This window comes from Nitrospirillum pindoramense, from assembly GCF_007827955.1.
Taxonomy (GTDB): Bacteria; Pseudomonadota; Alphaproteobacteria; order Azospirillales; family Azospirillaceae; genus Nitrospirillum; species Nitrospirillum amazonense_B.
In genome coordinates, this window is sequence record NZ_VITR01000003.1 from 251319 (window position 1) to 269897 (window position 18579).

General features: G+C 67.6%; 16 protein-coding genes. 7 read left to right on the forward strand and 9 right to left on the reverse strand.

Annotated features, from left to right (window positions below):
• Nucleotides 1-103 precede the first annotated feature (103 nt).
• The 5 genes from FBZ90_RS06130 to FBZ90_RS06150 are packed head-to-tail and all read right to left on the reverse strand — an operon-like array spanning nt 104 to nt 4365.
• Nucleotides 104-1303: a molybdopterin molybdotransferase MoeA gene (locus FBZ90_RS06130; RefSeq protein WP_145730138.1), complete on the reverse strand. Its 1200-nt coding sequence runs from the start codon at nt 1301-1303 to the stop codon at nt 104-106.
• A 30-nt stretch (nt 1304-1333) separates the two neighbouring features.
• Entirely contained in the window at nt 1334-1840 is a 507-nt protein-coding gene (gene moaC, locus FBZ90_RS06135) for a cyclic pyranopterin monophosphate synthase MoaC (protein WP_246130178.1), read from the reverse strand.
• 1 nt (nt 1841) lies between these two features.
• Nucleotides 1842-2648, reverse strand: a complete 807-nt coding sequence (trpC, locus tag FBZ90_RS06140) for an indole-3-glycerol phosphate synthase TrpC (RefSeq protein ID WP_145730139.1) — start codon at nt 2646-2648, stop codon at nt 1842-1844.
• Entirely contained in the window at nt 2648-3733 is a 1086-nt protein-coding gene (gene trpD, locus FBZ90_RS06145; RefSeq protein ID WP_186455636.1) for an anthranilate phosphoribosyltransferase, read from the reverse strand. The genes trpC and trpD overlap by 1 nt, the downstream gene beginning before the upstream one ends.
• On the reverse strand, nt 3730-4365 hold the full coding sequence (locus tag FBZ90_RS06150) for an anthranilate synthase component II (RefSeq protein ID WP_145730140.1): 636 nt from the start codon (nt 4363-4365) through the stop codon (nt 3730-3732). Before FBZ90_RS06150 ends, trpD begins: the two co-directional genes overlap by 4 nt.
• Before the next feature lie 258 nt (nt 4366-4623).
• Here FBZ90_RS06150 and FBZ90_RS06155 point away from each other — a divergent pair, with 258 nt between their 5' ends.
• From FBZ90_RS06155 to FBZ90_RS06165, 3 genes are all read left to right on the forward strand, one after another.
• A complete protein-coding gene (locus FBZ90_RS06155) occupies nt 4624-5745 on the forward strand; it encodes a divergent polysaccharide deacetylase family protein (RefSeq protein WP_145730141.1) in 1122 nt (373 codons plus the stop codon).
• 207 nt (nt 5746-5952) lie between these two features.
• Nucleotides 5953-7137: a hypothetical protein gene (locus FBZ90_RS06160; protein ID WP_145730142.1), complete on the forward strand. Its 1185-nt coding sequence runs from the start codon at nt 5953-5955 to the stop codon at nt 7135-7137.
• A gap of 175 nt (nt 7138-7312) precedes the next feature.
• A complete protein-coding gene (locus FBZ90_RS06165; RefSeq protein ID WP_145730143.1) occupies nt 7313-7516 on the forward strand; it encodes a heavy-metal-associated domain-containing protein in 204 nt (67 codons plus the stop codon).
• A 121-nt stretch (nt 7517-7637) separates the two neighbouring features.
• Here the strand turns inward: FBZ90_RS06165 and trpE are convergent, their stop codons facing one another.
• Both trpE and FBZ90_RS06175 read right to left on the reverse strand, forming a co-directional pair.
• On the reverse strand, nt 7638-9164 hold the full coding sequence (gene trpE / locus FBZ90_RS06170) for an anthranilate synthase component I (protein ID WP_145730144.1): 1527 nt from the start codon (nt 9162-9164) through the stop codon (nt 7638-7640).
• Nucleotides 9165-9170: 6 nt separating this feature from the next.
• Nucleotides 9171-11054, reverse strand: a complete 1884-nt coding sequence (locus tag FBZ90_RS06175) for a peptidylprolyl isomerase (RefSeq protein WP_145730145.1) — start codon at nt 11052-11054, stop codon at nt 9171-9173.
• Nucleotides 11055-11357: 303 nt separating this feature from the next.
• Between FBZ90_RS06175 and tpiA the strand changes: the two genes are divergently transcribed.
• The 4 genes from tpiA to kdsA all read left to right on the forward strand — a co-directional run bounded on the left by tpiA (nt 11358) and on the right by kdsA (nt 15305).
• The gene (tpiA, locus tag FBZ90_RS06180) at nt 11358-12107 is read left to right on the forward strand and encodes a triose-phosphate isomerase (RefSeq protein WP_145730146.1); all 750 of its coding nucleotides are present in this window, start codon (nt 11358-11360) and stop codon (nt 12105-12107) included.
• A gap of 127 nt (nt 12108-12234) precedes the next feature.
• Entirely contained in the window at nt 12235-12648 is a 414-nt protein-coding gene (gene secG / locus FBZ90_RS06185) for a preprotein translocase subunit SecG (RefSeq protein WP_145730147.1), read from the forward strand.
• A 108-nt stretch (nt 12649-12756) separates the two neighbouring features.
• Nucleotides 12757-14388, forward strand: a complete 1632-nt coding sequence (locus tag FBZ90_RS06190) for a CTP synthase (RefSeq protein ID WP_145730148.1) — start codon at nt 12757-12759, stop codon at nt 14386-14388.
• A gap of 77 nt (nt 14389-14465) precedes the next feature.
• Nucleotides 14466-15305 carry a 3-deoxy-8-phosphooctulonate synthase gene (gene kdsA / locus FBZ90_RS06195; protein ID WP_145730149.1) on the forward strand — a complete coding sequence of 280 codons (840 nt, stop codon included), beginning with the start codon at nt 14466-14468 and terminating at the stop codon, nt 15303-15305.
• Between the two features lie 66 nt (nt 15306-15371).
• Here kdsA and FBZ90_RS06200 read toward each other — a convergent pair whose 3' ends face one another.
• The gene (locus FBZ90_RS06200) at nt 15372-16706 is read right to left on the reverse strand and encodes a DUF6438 domain-containing protein (protein WP_145730150.1); all 1335 of its coding nucleotides are present in this window, start codon (nt 16704-16706) and stop codon (nt 15372-15374) included.
• Between the two features lie 23 nt (nt 16707-16729).
• The gene (locus FBZ90_RS06205; RefSeq protein WP_145730151.1) at nt 16730-18388 is read right to left on the reverse strand and encodes a DUF6438 domain-containing protein; all 1659 of its coding nucleotides are present in this window, start codon (nt 18386-18388) and stop codon (nt 16730-16732) included.
• Nucleotides 18389-18579: the final 191 nt, after the last annotated feature.

Genomic DNA, 18579 nt, shown 5'->3' on the forward strand with positions numbered 1-18579 from the left:
CGTACTTGCCATGTTCTATTTTGGTTCACGGCCGGCGTCAAGCGTTAGCGATCAAAAACCACCAGACGATGACAGATTTAGGGCGGGTTCCGGGGATAGCGGCTCAAATCCCGTCCAGCGGCACGATGTCCACGGGCTCACCGGCCTCGGCGGCGGTGGCATGGGGCGGCCGGACGATCAGGCAATCCGCTGCCGCCAGGCGACTCAGCATGGAACTGTCCTGCTGGCCGAAGGTGGTCGCGATGGGCAAGGAGCCATCGCTGGGCCGCAGCGTGGCGCGCAGGTAATCCTGGCGGCGGTCGTTGGCGGGCAGGGGGGCACCCAGAACCGCGCGCGCCCGGGGCGGCTCCGCCGGGTCCAGGCCCTGCAGGCGCCGCAGCGCCGGAACCAGGAACAGGGCGGCGCACACCAGGCTGGAGACGGGGTTGCCCGGCAGCCCCAGCAGGGGCGTGGCGCCCAGGCGCCCGAACATCAGCGGTTTGCCCGGCCGCATGGCGATCTTCCAGAAGTCCAGTTCCAGGCCCTGGGCGCCCAACACGGTGCGGATCAGGTCGTGTTCCCCGACGGAGGCGCCGCCGGTGGTGACCAGCAGGTCGCAGCCCGCGGCCCCGCGCGCCAGGATGCCAAGGGTGTCGGCGTCGTCGGGTGCGATGCCCAGGTTGACGGGGATGCCCCCTTGGCGTCGCACCAGGGCCGCCAGGGCCAGGCCGTTACTGCTGACGATCTGGCCCGGGCCCAGCGGCTCGCCCGGCATCACCACCTCGTCGCCGGTGGCGAGGATGGCGACGCGGGGGCGGCGGCGCACCGTCAGGAAGGGGTGGTTCATGGCGGCGGCCAGGGCCACGTCGCGCACGGTCAGGCGACGGCCGGCCGTCAGGCCCACGGTGCCGGCGGTGAAGTCCAGGCCTGCGGCGCGCACCCAGCGGCCGGGCGTGCCCTCGCGCACCCGCACGCCGTCGCCCAGATCGTCGCAATCCTCCTGCAGCACCACGGTGTCGGCGCCATCCGGGATGACGCTGCCGGTGAACAGGCGCAGGGCTTGGCCGGGGGCGACGGTGCCGGTGTAGGGCCGACCGGCCGGCGCCTCGCCGATACGGGCCAGGGTGATGGGCAGCGTGGTCAGGTCCGATCCCCGCACGGCCCAGCCGTCCATGGCGGAAACGGCGGTCGGCGGCTGGGTCACGCGGGCCGCGACATCGGCGGCCAGGACGCGGTCCTCCGCCTCGCCCACCCCCACCAATTCCCCGGCCACGGGCTGGAAGTGCGACAGGATGCGCGCCAGCGCTTCATCAACGGGGATCATGGGCGGGCCTTGGCAAAGCTGGGGGCGGGGTCAGGGGGTGTCCGCGCGGTAGGGGCCGCTCTTGCCGCCGTCCTTGGCGATCAGGCGGATATCGGCGATGACCATGCCCTTATCCACCGCCTTGCACATGTCATAAAGGGTCAAGGCCGCGACGCTGACGGCTGTCAACGCCTCCATCTCCACGCCGGTGCGGCCCTTCAGCTTGGCCGTGGCCTCGATCTCCACCGCGTTCTGGTCGGGCAGGCAGGTCAGGTCCACCGTCACCTTGGTCAGGGCCAGCGGGTGGCAGAGGGGAATCAGGTCGGGCGTGCGCTTGGCCGCCATGATGCCGGCCAGCCGCGCCACGCCCAGCACGTCGCCCTTGCCCATCTGTCCCGCCTGGATCAGGGCCAGCGTTTCCGCCTTCATGACCACGCGGCCGCGGGCGGTGGCCAAGCGCTCCGTCTCCGCCTTGTCGGAGACGTCGACCATCACCGCCTGCCCGGCGGCGTCGAAATGGGTGAAGCCGCTGGTCTCCGCCATGTCAGTCTTCGCCATGTCAGGCGACCTTCTGGTCCAGGCCCAGCAGGGCGCGGGTGGCGGCCGCCACGTCGGCCTGGCGCATGAGCGACTCGCCCACCAGGAAGCGGCGGGCGCCCACGATCTCCATGCGCAGCAGGTCCTGCGGGCTGTACAGGCCGCTTTCCGCCACCAGATGGCGGCCGGGCGGCACCATGCCGGCCAGCATCTCCGTGGTGGCGAGGTCGATGGACAGGGTCTTCAGATTGCGGTTGTTGACGCCCAGCAGGCCGCCGGGCAGGGCCAGCGCCCGGCGCATCTCGTCGGCGTCGTGCACTTCGACCAGCACATCCATGCCCCAGCCGGTGGCGGCGTCGTACAGTTCCGCAGCCTGGGCGTCGTCCAGCGCCGCCATGATCAGCAGGATGCAGTCGGCGCCCAGGGCGCGGGCCTCGGCCACCTGATAGGTGTCGAGCATGAAGTCCTTGCGCAGCACCGGCAGGTCACAGGCCGCGCGGGCCGCCACCAGATACTCATCCGCCCCCTGGAAATAGGGCACGTCGGTCAGCACCGACAGGCAGGCGGCGCCGCCCTCCTGATACGCCCTGGCCAGGGCCGGCGGATCGAAATCCGCGCGGATCAGGCCCTTGCTCGGGCTGGCTTTCTTGATCTCGGCGATCAGGGCGTAAAGCCCCGCATCCACCTTGGCCTGCAGGGCGCGGGCGAAACCGCGGGTGGGGCCGGCGTCGCGCGCCGCCCGTTCCACCTCCGCCAGGGGGCGGGCGGCCTTGGCCGTGGCGATATGGTCGCGCTTGTCGGCGCAAATCCGGGCCAGGACATCGCTCATCAGCGGGCTCCTTCATTCTTCGCCGCGGCCGCCGGGGCGGCTTCTTCCGGCACCGGGGGCGGCAGGGGGCAATGGTGGACCAGGGCCGCCAGCTTGGCGGCGGCGCGGCCGTCGTCCAGGGCCTGGGCCGCCTGGGCCACGCCGTCACGCAAAGTGGTGGCCTTGTCTGCGACGATCAAGGCGGCGGCGGCATTGATCAGAACAATGTCACGGTAGGCGCCCCGTTCCCCCGCCAGCAGGGCGCGCAGCGCGCGGGCGTTCTCCACCGCGTCGCCGCCCTTGATGTCCTGCGGCCGGGCGCGCGGCAGGCCGGCATCCTCCGGCGTCACCTGGAAGCGGCGGATGGCGCCGTGGCGCAATTCCGCCACATGGGTGGCGCCGGTAGTGGTGATCTCGTCCAGGCCGTCCTCGCCGCTGACCACCCAGGCGGCCTCGGTGCCCAGGCGGTTCAGCACCTGGGCCAGGGGTTCCACCCAGCGCTCGGCGAACACGCCCATCAACTGGCGCCGCGCCCCCGCCGGGTTGGACAGGGGGCCGGTCAGGTTGAAGATGGTGCGCGTACCCAGTTCCACCCGCGTCGGGCCGACATTGCGCATGGCGCCGTGGTGGCGGGTGGCCATGAGGAAGGTGATGCCGTCCTGCCACAAGGCGGCGCGCACGGCCTCCAGCTCCGCCTCCACGTTCACGCCCAGTTGGCCCAGCACATCGGCGGCGCCGGACTTGGAGGACAGGGCGCGGTTGCCGTGCTTGGCCACCGGCACGCCGCAGGCGGCCAGGACGAAGGCCACGGCGGTGGAGATGTTGTAGGTGCCGCTGGCGTCGCCGCCGGTGCCGCAGGTGTCGATGGTGCCGGGGGGGCAGTCGACACGCGCCGCGCGGCCGCGCAGGGCGCGCACCGCGCCCGTGATCTCATCCACCGTTTCGCCGCGCACGCGCAGCGCCATGAGGAAGCCCCCCATCTGCGATGGGGTTGCGTTGCCGGACATGATGATGTCGAAGGCGGCCAGGGCCTGATCCTCCGACAAGCGCTTGCCCTCGGCCACCCGGCCGAGCAGCGCCTTCATGTCGCCGATGTCACCGCTCATGCCGCCAGGCCGGTCTTCTTCACGGCCTTGCGCGCCACGCCGGCGAAGTCCAGAAAGTTCGCCAGGATCTGGTGGCCATGGTCGGAGGCGATGCTCTCGGGATGGAATTGCACCCCGTGGATGGGCAGGGTGCGGTGGCGCAGGGCCATGATCATCTGGTCTTCCACATCCCCCTGGGGCCCACCAGCGATCCAGGCGACCGACTCCAGCTCCGCCGGCAGGGTCTCCCGCTCCACGATCAGGGAGTGGTAGCGCGTGGCGGCGAAGGGCGAGGGCAGGCCCTTCATGACGCCGCCGCCCTCATGCGTGACCTGGCTGACCTTGCCGTGCATGGGCACCGGGGCGCGGATGACGCGGCCGCCGAAGGCCTGGCCGATGGCCTGGTGGCCCAGGCAGACGCCGAACAGGGGGATGCGCTTGTCGGCGGCGGCGGCGATCAGGGGCAGGCAGATGCCGGCCTTGTCGGGATCGCAGGGGCCGGGGGAGAGGACGATGGCCTCTGGCTTCAGGGCCAGCGCGTCGTCCACACTCAGCGCGTTGTTGCGCCAGACGGCCACGTCGGCGCCCAGCTCGCCGATGTAATGCACGAGGTTGTACGTGAAGCTATCGTAATTATCGATGAGCAGCAGCATGATCTGGGACCCGTTCGGGGAATTGGACATGGCCAAAGGCGGCTTACAGTAGTCCGGCCGATGTTGGCAGGGCAACCGGATTGGGCGCGGATCCGATAAGCGGCATAAGCCGCCTAGGAGATTGCCAGTGTCCCGGCGCTGTAGCACTAGTGGGGAGCCGGCCGGCGAAACGCGGCCGGTGCTTCTTCAAGGGACAGGCATGACCGTTTCCACCGCGTCCGTTCCCGCCACGTCCGTTCCCACCATGGTGGCCCGCTGATGCCCCGCCGCGTCACTCCCCCGCCGCCGCTGGGAAGACCTGGCTCCCGCCCCAAGCGAGCACCCGCGCGTCGGCGCAAGGGTGCCCGGATCAGCCTGACCCGGGCGCAGTTGGCCGGTATCGTCGGCCTCACGGCCATCGTCGTCCTGCTGGGCGCCTATGCGCTGGGCAACCGCCATCCGCACAAGCCCGCAGTGGCGACCGCGCCCGCCCCGTCGGCACCGGCCAAGACCGGCCCCCGCCCGCCCGGCACCCCGCCGATCCCGCCGGCGACCCCGCCGGAGCAGCATGCGGAGGCGCTGACGCCCCCGCCTCCAGCCACGTTACCTAAGGCCGAGGCGCCCAAGGCTGAGCCGAGCAAGCCGGAAACGGGGAAGCCTGGCGCCGCCTGGCGGCGCAACGCCGTGCCGGCGCCCCAGATGGCGGCGCCCGCGCCCGGGGCCGCGCATGCCCGCATCGTGCTGGTGATCGACGACCTGGGCCTGGACCGGCCCCGTTCCACCCGCGCCGTGGCGTTGCCGGGGCCGGTCACCACCGCCTGGCTGCCCTATGCCCACGATCTGGCCGAGCAGACGCGGGCCGCGAGGGCGGCGGGGCATGAGTTGATCGTCCATGTGCCCATGGAGCCGATGGGCAAGGCCGACCCGGGGCCGGGCGCCCTGACCGTGAACCTCAGCGATGAGGAAATACAGCGGCGGCTGGAAACGGACCTCGCCTCCTTCGACGGCTATGTCGGCATCAACAACCACATGGGCAGCCGCTTCACCGCCAACGAGGGCAAGCTGGCCGTCGTGCTGGCCGAACTGTCACGGCGCGGCCTGATGTTCCTGGACAGCCGCACCACGCCGGACACCAAGGGGCCGGAACTGGCCGCGCGCTACCACCTGCCCCTGGTCAGCCGCGACGTGTTCCTGGACGACGACCAGTCGCCCAAGGCGGTGCAGGCCATGTTGGCCAAGGTGGAGGAGGTGGCCCGCCGCCATGGCACCGCCGTCGCCATCGGCCATCCGCACGACGTGACCTTGAGCGCCCTGGAGCATTGGCTGCCCACCCTGGCCGCCAAGGGTTTCACCCTGGTGCCGTTGACGGCGGCGGTCCCGCCCACTCCTGGGGGAAGCTGAGGCAGGGTGTCCGACATGTCCGACGTGTCCCGAACGGCGGCTGGATGCGCCGTGGGCGCGTAATTACGTTGAAATAAGAGATAATAATTTTGGCACGGCATGTGCTTACCCCATTTGGGGGAGCTTGTGCCCGTTGGTCAGGTCAAATACCTGCCGCACCTGCTGCCCATGCTATTTTCCGATCTATAAAAACATGGAGAGCTCTTTATGTCGAATTGCTGGAAAGATATCTGTCAAAAAATACAATCGAACAATTCAAAGTCAATCTACTCTATACCTGTTAAGGTCGTAAAAAACGAATCTTCTTACAAGGTCGGAATAAGCGCGAGTTTATCTGTCAAAGTTTACAAAAATTCGCATCATCATAATGATGATGATAATGCAATAGAGGCCGTTACTATTAGTGGGCTCTATGAATTCGATACCGGCGGGCCTGGCGCCTACATTGCTTTTAACCCCGAGGGTGGATCGAAGCTCTGGGCGTCTGACAGAATTGTTAACCCAATCGCCTGCGTTACCCAGGGCTACTACAGCGGTATTCAGTATAAGGCCACCGTCGCGTCCACGGTTGTCACGCTCCAGGGGTTGGGACCGGCTGGCGACCTCGTGGTGCATGCCAACGTCGCCCTCGTGACCTCCATTACCAACACAAAGGGTGGCAAAGAGGGGGCCAAGGGTTTCCCCATCTATGAAGGGTTCTATGGTGACTTCGGCGCCGCCTTGGGGGTGGTGCCGCTGACGATCAAAGACGCCTCCAGCACGTCGCCGATACCAGCCAGTCCGCCTTACATGATCGGTGTGTTGTCGCAGGTTATCGCCAACGGAGCGCAGCAGTCGTTCATGGTCCTGCTGCCGCCGGCGTCTGAGGTCGACAATGACCCCACAGGGTATGTCTGTGTTGGTGAAACGGCGTCGCTTCTATCCTTCTTGAGCAACTGTGGGCAGTTCTCCATGGCCGGGGGGCAATCCGTGGAGGTTGCCGTAACTGGAAACAATAAGTCTTTGGACGTGAACAGCTATGCGGAATGCTTGATTCAAGATGCGGTTCTGACCGCTGACGTTCCCCAAAGCAAGCCGCAGCAGAACAGCTTCACCCCCATCGGCGTGTGTTTCGACACGGGCGCGACGACCACCGTGCATCCCGGGTCCAACCTTGAGGTCACCTCCGACACCGTCTCGAATATCGCCCTGGGGGCGTCGACCGTTGGTGGCCAGCCTTGGGACCTCATCAATGATCAAGGCGCCACCACGCCGGTTGCGCCCAAGCCTTCCAAGAATGATCTCCAGGGCTACGTCAATACGGGCGTGGAGTTCTTCATGAAAAACGCGGTGCTGTATGACCTGGCGGGGGGCAATCTTTACGTCATGCCCTATTCGTCCACGAACGGCTGAAAGGACCGTCGGCGGCGCCCTGGCTGCCCGGGCGAACTGACCCCCGCGCCACCGCCTGGACGTTGAGCGGGGGTAAGGACCGGGTTGGCTTTTCCCGCCGAATGGGTTCCATTGATCGCGGCACCGCCCCCGTTAAGGGTTCCTGGTGCCGCGATCAAACCGTTTGGAGAGGGATATGAACGCCTCATATCGGATCGACGGCATGACCTGCCAGGGCTGCGCCCGCTCGGTGACCAAGGCCATCCAGGCCGTCAGTCCCACGACCGAGGTGGCCGTGGACCTTGAGGCCGGCGTGGTGGCCATCACCGGCCCCGCCGATGGCGATCAGGTGAAACGCGCTGTTGAGGACGCGGGCTTCGACTTCGTCGGACCGGCTTGAGCGCGTTCATGCGATTTGGATTGGAACAGGTTTCTCGCTCTTCCCGAAGCGATGCGATGGACCACAAAGGAAAAGCCGCCGGCAGGGGCTTCCTCCGGCGGCTTTTCTTTTGAAGCGAGCCTCAGATGTTCCGCGTCGACCGCTTTTCCTGGGCGTAGCGCACGGCTTCCTCGGCGGCCTTGAACAGGGCCTTGGCCTTGTTCACGGTCTCCTGGTACTCGGCTTCGGGATCGCTGTCGGCCACCACGCCGCCGCCCGCCTGGACATGCATGACGCCGTCCTTGATGACGGCGGTGCGCAGCGCGATGCAGGTGTCCATGGTGCCGTTGGCGGCGAAATAGCCGATGCAGCCGCCATAAATGCCGCGGCGCGTTCCCTCTAGCTCCTCGATGATCTCCATGGCGCGCACCTTGGGCGCGCCCGAGACGGTGCCGGCGGGGAAGCCGCCCACCAGGGCGTTGATGGCGTTGAAGCGGGACTTGTCCAGCTTGCCCTCAACGTTGGAGACGATGTGCATCACATGGGAATAATGCTCGATGGTGAAGCGCTCGGTCACCGTGACCGTGCCCACCTCGGCCACCCGGCCCACGTCATTGCGGCCCAGATCCAGCAGCATCAGGTGCTCTGACAGCTCCTTGGGATCGGACAGCAGATCCGCCTCCAGCTCTTTGTCCTCCGCCGGGGTTTTGCCGCGGCGACGGGTGCCGGCGATGGGGCGGATGGTGACGGTGTCGTCCCGCAGCCGCACCAGGATTTCCGGGCTGGAGCCGACCACGGCCAAGTCGCCGAAATCCAGGAAGAACAGGAAGGGCGAGGGGTTGATACGCCGCAGCGCGCGATAGAGCGAGAAGGGCGGCAGGGCGAAGGGGACGGAGAAGCGCTGGCTGGGCACCACCTGGAAGATGTCGCCGGCGCGGATGTACTCCTTCGCCTTCTCCACCATGGCGTGATAGTCGGCGCGGCTGACGTTGGAGGACGGGTCGGGCAGGGCCTCGACCTCGCCCACCGCGTCGTGGCCCACCGGCAGTGGCCGGTCCAGGTCGGCCACGGCCTCGGCCAGGCGCTCTTTCGCGGCGATGTAGGCGGCCTCCGCCGACACCCCCGCCTGCGGCCGCACCGGGGTCACCAGTGTGACCACGTTTTCGATGCTGTCGAAGATGGCCATGATGGTCGGGCGGATGAGGACGGCATCCTCAACCCCGAGCGCGTCCCGGTTCTTCTCCGGCAGTTTCTCCATGAGCCGGACCATGTCATAGCCGAGATAGCCGAACAGGCCGGCCGACATGGGCGGCAGGTGCGCCGGCAGCTCGATGCGGCTTTCTTCCAGCACGTCGGCCAGGGCGTCCAGGGGCGGGGCCGACAGCGGCTCGAACGCCGCCGGGTCGGTAGCGGCCCGCTGGTTGATCCAGGCCTGGGTCCCCTTGCTCTTCCAGATCAGGTCGGGCTTCAGCCCGATCAGGGAATAACGGCCGCGGACGGAGCCGCCGGTGACCGATTCCAGCAGGAAGGAGAATGGGCGCCCGTGCGCCAGCTTCAGCATGGCGGCGACGGGTGTCTCCAGGTCGCTGACCAGCCGCGTCCAGACGACCTGCGCCTGGCCCGCCGCGTATGCCGTGCCGAAGGCCGTCTCATCGGGGAAGGAGGTCACGACGCCTTACTCCTGGTGTTCCAGGCGCTGCAGCAGCGTCCGGTTCTCGGTGATGCGGTAGCGCTGGCGCAGCGCGTCCAGGAACTGGACGTAGAGGTCGCCGGCCACACCGTCCCGCAACTGCTTGGCGGCGACGGTGGCGCGGTCGGCCAGCAGCGGTTCCGGCATGGGCACCAGCGCCGCCAGGCGCACGACCATCTGGCCATCGGCGACGGGGCCGGTGGTCACCTCGCCCGGCTTCAGGGTGAACAGGGCGTCCACCAGCTCGGGCGTCAGGGGGCTGTCCTTGGGCGGGGTGCGGCCGACGGGCGCCTGGCGGGTGTAGACGGCACCCGTCTCCTTGGCCACCTGCTCGGGCGAAGCGCCGGCCTTCAGCTTGTCGGCGATCTCCTTGGCCTTGGCCTTCGCGGCCTCGTCACGCTTGCTGGATTTCCAGTCGGCGACGACCTGGTCCTTCACCTGGTCCAGCGGCTTCAGGGCCGGGGCCTGCACGCTGTCGACGCGCACGGCGAAATAGCTCTTGTTGCGCTCGCCTTCCGTGGTGCTGCTGGTGTCGCCGGAGGCCAGGCCGAAGGCGGTCTGAACCACCTTGGCGATGGGGGCAGCCAGGCCGGTCACCGGCTTGCCGGCGGCATCCTTGCCATCGCGATCCACGGCGGCGATCTTGGTCACCGTCGCGTCCACCTTCTTGGCGGCCTCTTCCAGCGACGCGCCGCCGGAAATGGCGTCGTCCAGCTTGTTTGACAGGTCATACAGCTGGTCGGTGGCGCGCTCGGCCTTCACCTGCTCCACCAACTGGGCCTTCACCTGGTCCAGGGTCTGGGTGCTGCCGGGGACGATCTTGGTGACGGCCACGACGTGCCAGCCGAACCCGCTCTTCACCGGTTCCGACACCTTGCCCTGGGGCAGGGAGAAGGCGATCTCCTGCAACTCCGCCGGCAGGTCGGCCTTGGTGATACCGGCCAGCGGCAGCATGGTCACGCCGGCGGCCTTGGCGGCGTCGGCCAGCGACTTGCCGCCCGCGGCGGCCTGCGCCACTTTGTCGGCCTGCTCCTTGGTGTCGACCAGAACCTGGTCCAGGTCACGGCGTTCCGGCTTCACGAAGTCCTTGGCGCGGGCGTCGTAGGCCTTCTTCAGGTCCTCATCGCTGACCTCCTCGGTCTTGGCGATGGCGTCGGTCGACAGCGTGACCACGGTCAGGGCGCGGTATTCCGGGGCGGTGTAGCGCGCGGCCTGGGCCTTGTGGAAAGCCTCCAGCGCCGCCTGGTCGGGCGTGCCCGGGTCCGGCATGGCCTTGTCGGCCACGAACAGGGTTTCCGCCCCGCGCTGCTCGCCGCGATAGCGCACCAGGTCGCGGGCCAGCGTCTGCGGCACGCGCACGCCGGCGGCCAGGGCCTCCGTCACCTCGGTGCGGGCCATGTCCTCGCGCACCTCGCCGACGATCTCTTCCTCGGTCAGCTGGTTCTGGCGCAGCAGGGCGCGCATCAGCATCGGATCGAACTGGCCGGACTTGTCCTTGAACACCGGCATGTCGGCGATCTTCTGCGCCGCCGCCTGTTCCGACACGCGCAGGCCGAAATCGTGGGTGGCCTGCTTGATCAGGGCGCGCTGGATCTCATCCTGCAGCGCCGCGCGCATCAGGCCCATCTGCTTGGCCTGCTCGGCGGTGAACTCGGGCCCCATGGTCTGGCGCAGCCGGTTCACCTGCTGGCGGAAAGCGCGGTCCACGTCTTGCGGGGTGATCTCCGTGTCGCCGACCCGGGCCACAGCTTGGTCACTGACGGTGGTGCCCACCCGGCCCACGCCCCAGATCCCGAAGCTGATGATCAGGAACACGAACAGGATCTTGGAGAACCACGAGCCCGAGAATTTGCGGATGAACTGAAGCATGTGCCTGCTGCGTCTTGCGAATTGGCTTGCGGATGGGGAAAGGGGCCAAGGCCCATACCCACCCTCCCGTCAGGGCGCGGCATCATAGAAGCAGGCACCATGGCCGGCAATAGATGGTTGGGCGGGTGACGCGCATGGGGCGGACGTGCCGACTCACGGCCTTGTCACGGCCTGAATCATGGAAATGCCGGCGCATGACTGTTACAGCATGACGACAGGGACAGGCGTGACAAGGCGGGCCACCCTATAAAGGCCCCCGCGCGTTTGTTCCTTTGAGTGCGTTAAACTCGGGGAGATAACAAAATGCGCCGCAAGTTCATTGTCGGTAATTGGAAAATGCATGGGCTCAGGGAAGGGGGCGCGGCATTGGCCTCCGACCTCGCCGGCCGCATGCTGGGGGCGGGTGACGTCGCTTTCGACATGCTGCTGTGTCCGCCCGCCACCCTCATCCACACCGTGGTCCAAGCCGTGTCCGACGCGCCGGTCAGCGTCGGCGGCCAGGATTGCCATGGCAAGGATTCGGGGGCCCACACCGGGGACATCGGGGCCCCCATGCTGGCGGATGCCGGCTGCCGCTACGTCATCGTCGGCCATTCCGAGCGCCGGCAGGGCCACGGCGAATTGAGCGGGGAGGTCAAGGCCAAGGCCGCGGCCGCCCACCGCGCTGGCCTCATCGCCATCGTCTGCGTCGGCGAGACGGAGGCGGAGCGCGATGCCGGCCGCGCCTTGGACGTCATCGCCCGCATGGTGGACGAGTCTATGCCCGACGGGGCCACGGCGGCCAACACCGTGGTGGCCTATGAGCCCGTCTGGGCCATCGGCACCGGCCGCACGCCGACGCCCACGGATGTGGGAGCCATGCATTCCATGATCAGGCGCCGTCTCGCAACGCTGGTTGATCAGCCGGACGCCGTGCGCATCTTATATGGCGGTTCCGTCAAGCCGGACAACGCGGCCAGCCTGCTCCACATCAACGATGTGGACGGGGCCCTGGTGGGCGGCGCCAGCTTGAAGGCGGACGAATTCTGGGCCATTGCGGAAACTTGCCGCTAGCGCCCCGGGTTCGGACTGGGTAAAGAGATGCGCTTGAACGTCGGCCGCCCCCGCATGGGGGCGGGCGGCTATTTTATGTTTTGCCAACACCCTCTGTTTTGGCCTGCTGGATAGGATTGCTGCTTCGATGTCCACCGTCGTCCTGGTTTTGCACATTCTGATCGGCATCGCGCTGGTCGGCGTCGTCCTGGTCCAGCGTTCCGAAGGCGGCGGGCTAGGGATGGGCGGCGGCACCATGGGCGGCTTCATGACGGCCCGGGGCAGCGCCAACCTGCTGACCCGCACCACCTCCATCCTGTTCGGCGCCTTCCTGGTGACCAGCCTGGTGCTGGCCCTGCTGAACCGCGCCGCCACGCACCAGGGTTCGGTGTTCGACAAGCTGCCGGCGGCTCCCGTCACGGCTCCGGCACCGGCCACGCCCGCGCCCGGCGCCGTGCCCACCGGCGATCAGCCCGCCGCGCCAGCGGCGCAGCAGCCGGCCCCGGCGACCACCACCCCGGCTCCCTCCTCGGGCGAGCCCAAAGTTCCGACCGGCCAGTAAAAGGCGGGCGACACACTAAAGGAGGCGGCGAAAGCCGCCTCTTTCAATTCGGGGGGCCGGCGCATTCGCGTTGGCCCGACATGCGGCCTTTAGCTAAACTAGGCTTCCATGACGCGCTTCATTTTCATCACCGGCGGCGTGGTCTCTTCCTTGGGTAAGGGACTGGCGTCGGCCGCTCTGGGTGCTTTGCTCCAGGCCCGTGGCTACAAGGTCCGCCTGCGCAAGCTCGACCCCTATCTGAACGTCGACCCCGGCACCATGAGCCCCTACCAGCATGGTGAGGTGTTCGTGACCGACGACGGTGCGGAGACCGACCTGGACCTGGGCCATTACGAGCGCTTCACCGGCGTCTCGGCCCGGCAGTCGGACAACATCACCACCGGCCGCATCTACTCCAACGTCATCGCCAAGGAGCGCCGCGGCGACTACCTGGGCGCCACCGTGCAGGTGATTCCGCACGTCACCGACGCCATCAAGGAATTCATCCTGGGCGACGTGAAGGATGAGGACTTCATCCTGTGCGAGATCGGCGGCACCGTCGGCGACATCGAAAGCACCCCGTTCCTGGAGGCGATCCGCCAGCTGGGCAACGATCTGGGGCCAGAGCGGGCGCTGTTCATCCACCTGACCCTGCTGCCCTACATCCCGTCGGCGGGTGAGCTGAAGACCAAGCCCACCCAGCATTCGGTGAAGGAGCTGCTGTCGGTCGGCATCCAGCCGTCCATCCTGCTGTGCCGCTCCGACCGTCCGATCCCGGAGAACGAGCGCCGCAAGATCGCCCTGTTCTGCAACATCCGGCAGGAGCGGGTGATCGCCGCCCTGGACGTGGACACCATCTACCACGTGCCGGTCAGCTATCATGAGCAGGGCTTCGACGAGCAGGTGCTGCGCTACTTCGGACTGCCGGCTGATGAGGCGCCGGACCTGACCCGCTGGAAGGAGATCGCCGCCCGCGTCCGCCAGCCGGAGGGCGAGGTCACCATCGCCGTGGTCGGCAAGTACACCAGCCTGCTGGACAGCTACAAGTCGCTGGCCGAGGCCCTGACGCATGGCGGCATCGCCAACAACGTCAAGGTCAAGCTGGATTGGATCGATAGCGAAATCTTCGAGGGCGGCGGCGCCGTGCAGCGGCTGGAAGGGGTGCACGGCATCCTGGTTCCCGGCGGCTTCGGCGAGCGTGGCTCCGAAGGCAAGATCCGCGCGGCCCAGTTCGCGCGGGAGCGCAACGTGCCCTATTTCGGCATCTGCTTCGGCATGCAGATGGCGGTGATCGAGGCCAGCCGCCACCTGGCGGGCCTGGAGGACGCCGGTTCCTCCGAATTCGGCCATAAGTACAAGCATCCCGTGGTCGGCCTGATGACCGAGTGGGTGCGCGGCAACGAGATGGAGAAGCGCGGCGCCGAGGGCGACCTGGGCGGCACCATGCGGCTGGGCGCCTATCCCTGCCAGCTGCTGCCGGGCTCCAAGGTTGCGGAGGTCTATGGCGCCAACCATATCGAGGAGCGTCATCGCCATCGGTATGAGGTGAACATCACCTACAAGGACCAGTTGGAGAAGGTGGGCCTGAAGTTCTCCGGCCTGTCGCCCGATGGCGAGCTGCCGGAGATCGTCGAGATCCCGTCGCACCCCTGGTTCATCGGTGTGCAGTTCCATCCGGAACTGAAGTCCAAGCCGTTCCAGCCGCATCCGCTGTTCACCAGCTTCATCAGCGCCGCCATCGCGCAGAGCCGGCTGGTTTAAGCAGCAACGCCCGTATCAGTCCCCAGGGGCCGCCGCATCGTCAGCGGCGGCCCTTTGGCTTTTGGGAGCATCTTTAGATGAGCGATATCCGCACCGTCCGCATCCGCGACCTGGACGTGGCCAACGACAAGCCCTTCATGCTGATCGCCGGCCCCTGCCAGCTGGAAAGCCGCGAGCACGCGCTGGAGATGAGCCACGCCCTGGTGGAGATCACCGCCAAGCTGGGCATCGGCCTCGTCTACAAGACCAGCTTCGACAAGGCCAACCGCACGTCGGTCAGCACCGCGCGCGGCCTGGGCATGGAAAAGAGCCTGCCCATCCTGGCCGAGGTGCGGGAGAAGTTCGGCTGCCCCGTCCTGACCGACGTCCACACGGCGGAGCAGTGCGCCCCGGTCGCCGAGGTGGTGGACGTGCTGCAGATCCCGGCCTTCCTCTGCCGCCAGACCGACCTGCTGCTGGCCGCCGGGGAGACCGGCAAGGTCATCAACGTGAAGAAGGGCCAGTTCCTGGCGCCGTGGGACATGAAGAACGTGGCGGCCAAGATCGCCTCCACCGGCAATGAGAACATCCTGCTGTGCGAGCGCGGCGCCAGCTTTGGCTACAACACCCTGGTCAGCGACATGCGCAGCCTGCCCATCATGGCGCAGACGGGCTATCCGGTGGTGATGGACGCCACCCATTCCGTGCAGCAGCCGGGCGGGCAGGGCACCACCAGCGGCGGCCAGCGTGAGTTCGTGCCGGTCCTGGCCCGCGCCGCCCTGGCCGTGGGGGTGGCCGCCGTCTTCATGGAAACCCATGAGAACCCCGACTGCGCCCCCAGCGACGGCCCCAACATGGTCAAGCTGAAGGACCTGCCGGCCCTGCTGGAGACCATGGTCGCCATCGACCGCATCGCCAAGGCCAACCCGATCTTCTGATCGGCGGCTTCGGCCATCGCGTTTGAAGGATAGACACCGGCGGCGGGGCGACCTGCCGCCGGTGTTTCATTTGGAGGAATGCGCCGCCAGCCAGCGGGCGGTGGCGGGCATGTCATAGATTTTGGCGCGCTGGGCCAGCGTATGCCCCTCCTCGTCGCGCCCCTGCGGGCTGGCGCCCGCCTGCAGCAGGCGTACAACGATAGTGTCGTTCCAAGTTGCGAAGGCGGGCCCCAGGCCGTTCTCGTCCCGGATCGTGACATCGGCACCGTTGGCCAGCAGTGTCTCCACCATGTCCAAATCGTCTGCCTCGAACAGTGGGGTGCGGCCCCGCCTGTCACGATGGTTGGGGTCGGCCCCCAAGGTAAGGAGCCGTTTGGCGGTGGCCAAGCGGGCGTCACGAGGTTTCCATCGGAAGCTTTGGAGGGAGGCCAGCGCCGTCTGTCCACCGCCTTTCTGCGGGCTTGGCTCTGCCACAGTGACGGCATCGACGGGGATCCCTGCCGCCACTGCGGCTTCAGCCAACGCTGGGTCACACGCGGCGCCCCAGCGCGCGAATAGGTGATTGGCCTCACCGGGGCGCAAACGTGGCAGCCAACCGGCGGCGGCCAGCCGTTGGAAAACTGGGGCGCGCCCCTCCTTTATTGCATCGCGCAGCAAATCGAGGCCCAACAAGCTGTCGGACTGGCCGTCACGTCCCTTGGTGACCGTCTCCAGCGGCAGGCCGCGGTCGATCATGCCCAAGAGTGTTTCAGTGGGCGGCACATCGGGACCGTGCAGGGCGATGGCGGCGGCGGATACGGACGTGAAGTCGAACCCGATGGCGGCCAGCCAATCAACCAGCCCCGGCGCACCGTTAACCCATCGGCCGGTATTGGCGACGCGGTCGACCTCATCTTCCAGCGCTTTGACCACGGCGGGCATTCCCATCCCGCTTCCGGCATAATCCTCGACGTGCTTGGTACCCCTGCCGGTTTCCAGGATCAGGCTGAAGTGCGGCGCATCGGTGACCATGGCGAGGTCGCTGTCGGCCAACTCGAGGAAATGCGCCTCCTCGAAGCGGCGCGCCAGCGCCGCCACCGCTTCTGGCGGCACATGGTCCTCCTGCCGGCCGGGCACGACCACATCTGAGGAGAAGAAGGGCGGACGGCGATAGACGGCGGTGGGGAAACGCTGGCCTGCCGGCAGATCGCCGCCGCCGTCGAAGATGATACGGCCCGATCCCTCGATCGCCACACTGTATTGTGGGCAGCGCCCTATGCCGCATCCCAGGCGAGTCAAGGTTATCCGCAGCTTGCTGGCGTCCTCGGCGGGAAACGGCTGCGGCTCTGGCGCCGCCCGCGCTGGGAAGCCCGCCAAGGCCAGGAGCAACAGCCCGGCGGCGCCGACACGGCGGAACAGCAAGGCGAGGACCTTTGGCAGCAATCTCATTTTTTACCGCCTGGGGCCGTCGTTTGTCCGTGCGCCGCCAGCCAGCGCGCGGTGGCCGGCATGGTGTAGAGCGCCGCCCGTTCGGGCAGGGTGTGACCGTCCTCGTCGCGCCCTTCCGGGCTGGCGCCTGCCTCCAGCAGCCGCAGGGTTATGGCGTCTTCCTGGCTGTACAGGGCCGCGCTGTTGCCGGCCGGGTCCCGCAGCGTCGCGTCGGCGCCGTGGGACAGCAGCAGTTCCAGGAGGTCCAGAGTGTGGACATGGAACAGGATGGTGCGGCCGTCTTCATCCCGCCGGTTGGGATCGGCGCCCAGTTTCAGCAACTGGGCGGTGGTGTCCAGCCGGGCCTGCTCCGACGCGCAGGAATAGCGGGTGGCAAGGGTGATGAGCGCCGTGCCATTGGGGCCGTTCTCCAATCCGGCGGCGGGGCCGTCCACCGCCAAGCCCGCCGCCACGGCCGCCCGCGCGAAGCCGGCATCGCAGTTGGCTCCTGCCAAGGCGAACATGCGGTCCGCGTCCCCCGGCTGCAGCCGCGCCAACCAGCCGCCCGCCATCAGGCGGGCAAAGACGGTGGTCTGCCCTTTGGACAGGGCTTGGCGCATCAGCATGATGCCGACCGGCCCTATCCGGGGCCGATCAGCGGTCGAGGTCTTCTCCAAATCCAGGCCGCGGTTCATGAACTCCAGCACAGTGGCCTGGGCATTCCAGCCATAGTCACTGACGGCGAGGACAGCGGCCATGTCGGATTTGAAATCGAAGCCGGTCGCGGCCAGCCAGCCAATGACGCCCGGCGTGCCCCTCGTCCAGCGCGCTGTGCCGGCGATGCGGTCCACCTCGTCTTCCAGATCCTTCACCGACTGCGGCAAGCCCACGTCGCGGCCAATATAATCTACGACCCGGCGGCTGCCGTTGCTGGTATCCAGGGTGAGGGTAACGAACGGAGATTCACGACTTCGCGCCTTGTACTCCGGTGCCACGCCGAAGAAGCGTGCCGCCTGGAATTTGGCTACCAGGGCGCGCACCAAGGCCGGATCGATGCTGTCCTCATGTCGGCCAGGCAGGAACAGGCCGCGCGGCAATAGGGCGCGGTTGGTGAAGGTGGCCATGTCGGGCTGGGCGGGACTGTCGAAGACGACATGGCCATCTCCTACCACGGTGACCGTATACTGGCCGCCAAAGGGCACATCGCGGCTCAGGCTGATCCTCAGCTTGGACCAATCCACCTCGGGGAAGGGGGCGTCGGGCTGGGCCCAGCGTTCGGCCGGCAGCACCCGCACCGCTACCGTGGCCTGCGTTGGCACGGGGTGACCCCGATAGAGAAGGGGGCGGAGGCGCCAGCGCCGGGCCGCATCCACGGCCGTCTTTACCGCTGGGTCATCGGCCTTCTGCGGCCAATCAACCCCATAGGCGTGGGCCTGGGGCGGTGCAGTCACGGCGGTGACGCGGCCGTCCTCGTTGGCCCGCACCTTTAGTTCGACGGTGGTCGCCTCCGCTAGTGAGGGTTCACGGATGTCCGCCTGGTTGGTCAGGTGGCCGAAGAATGTCGTGGAACTGAGGCCGATGGTGTCATCGGTGTCCCGGTGCAGGGCGCAAGCGCTGAGGAGGGGAAGCAGGGCGGTGACCAGTAGAGGCGTGACGCGGCGTGGCGCTTGCGGCAAGGCGGGCTCCCCAACGGCTCAGTCGGGCCAACTCTGCCATAACGGGAACAAAGTGGCCAATCTTCCCGTGAGAAAGGCACTGCTCCGGTCAAGTCAGGCGGGCGCTGGGTCAGTCCACAACCGCCGCCTTCAAAACGTCATAGGCGATACCGCGCCTGCTGGTCTTGCCTGGGGCCGGCCCTAAAGGCTAT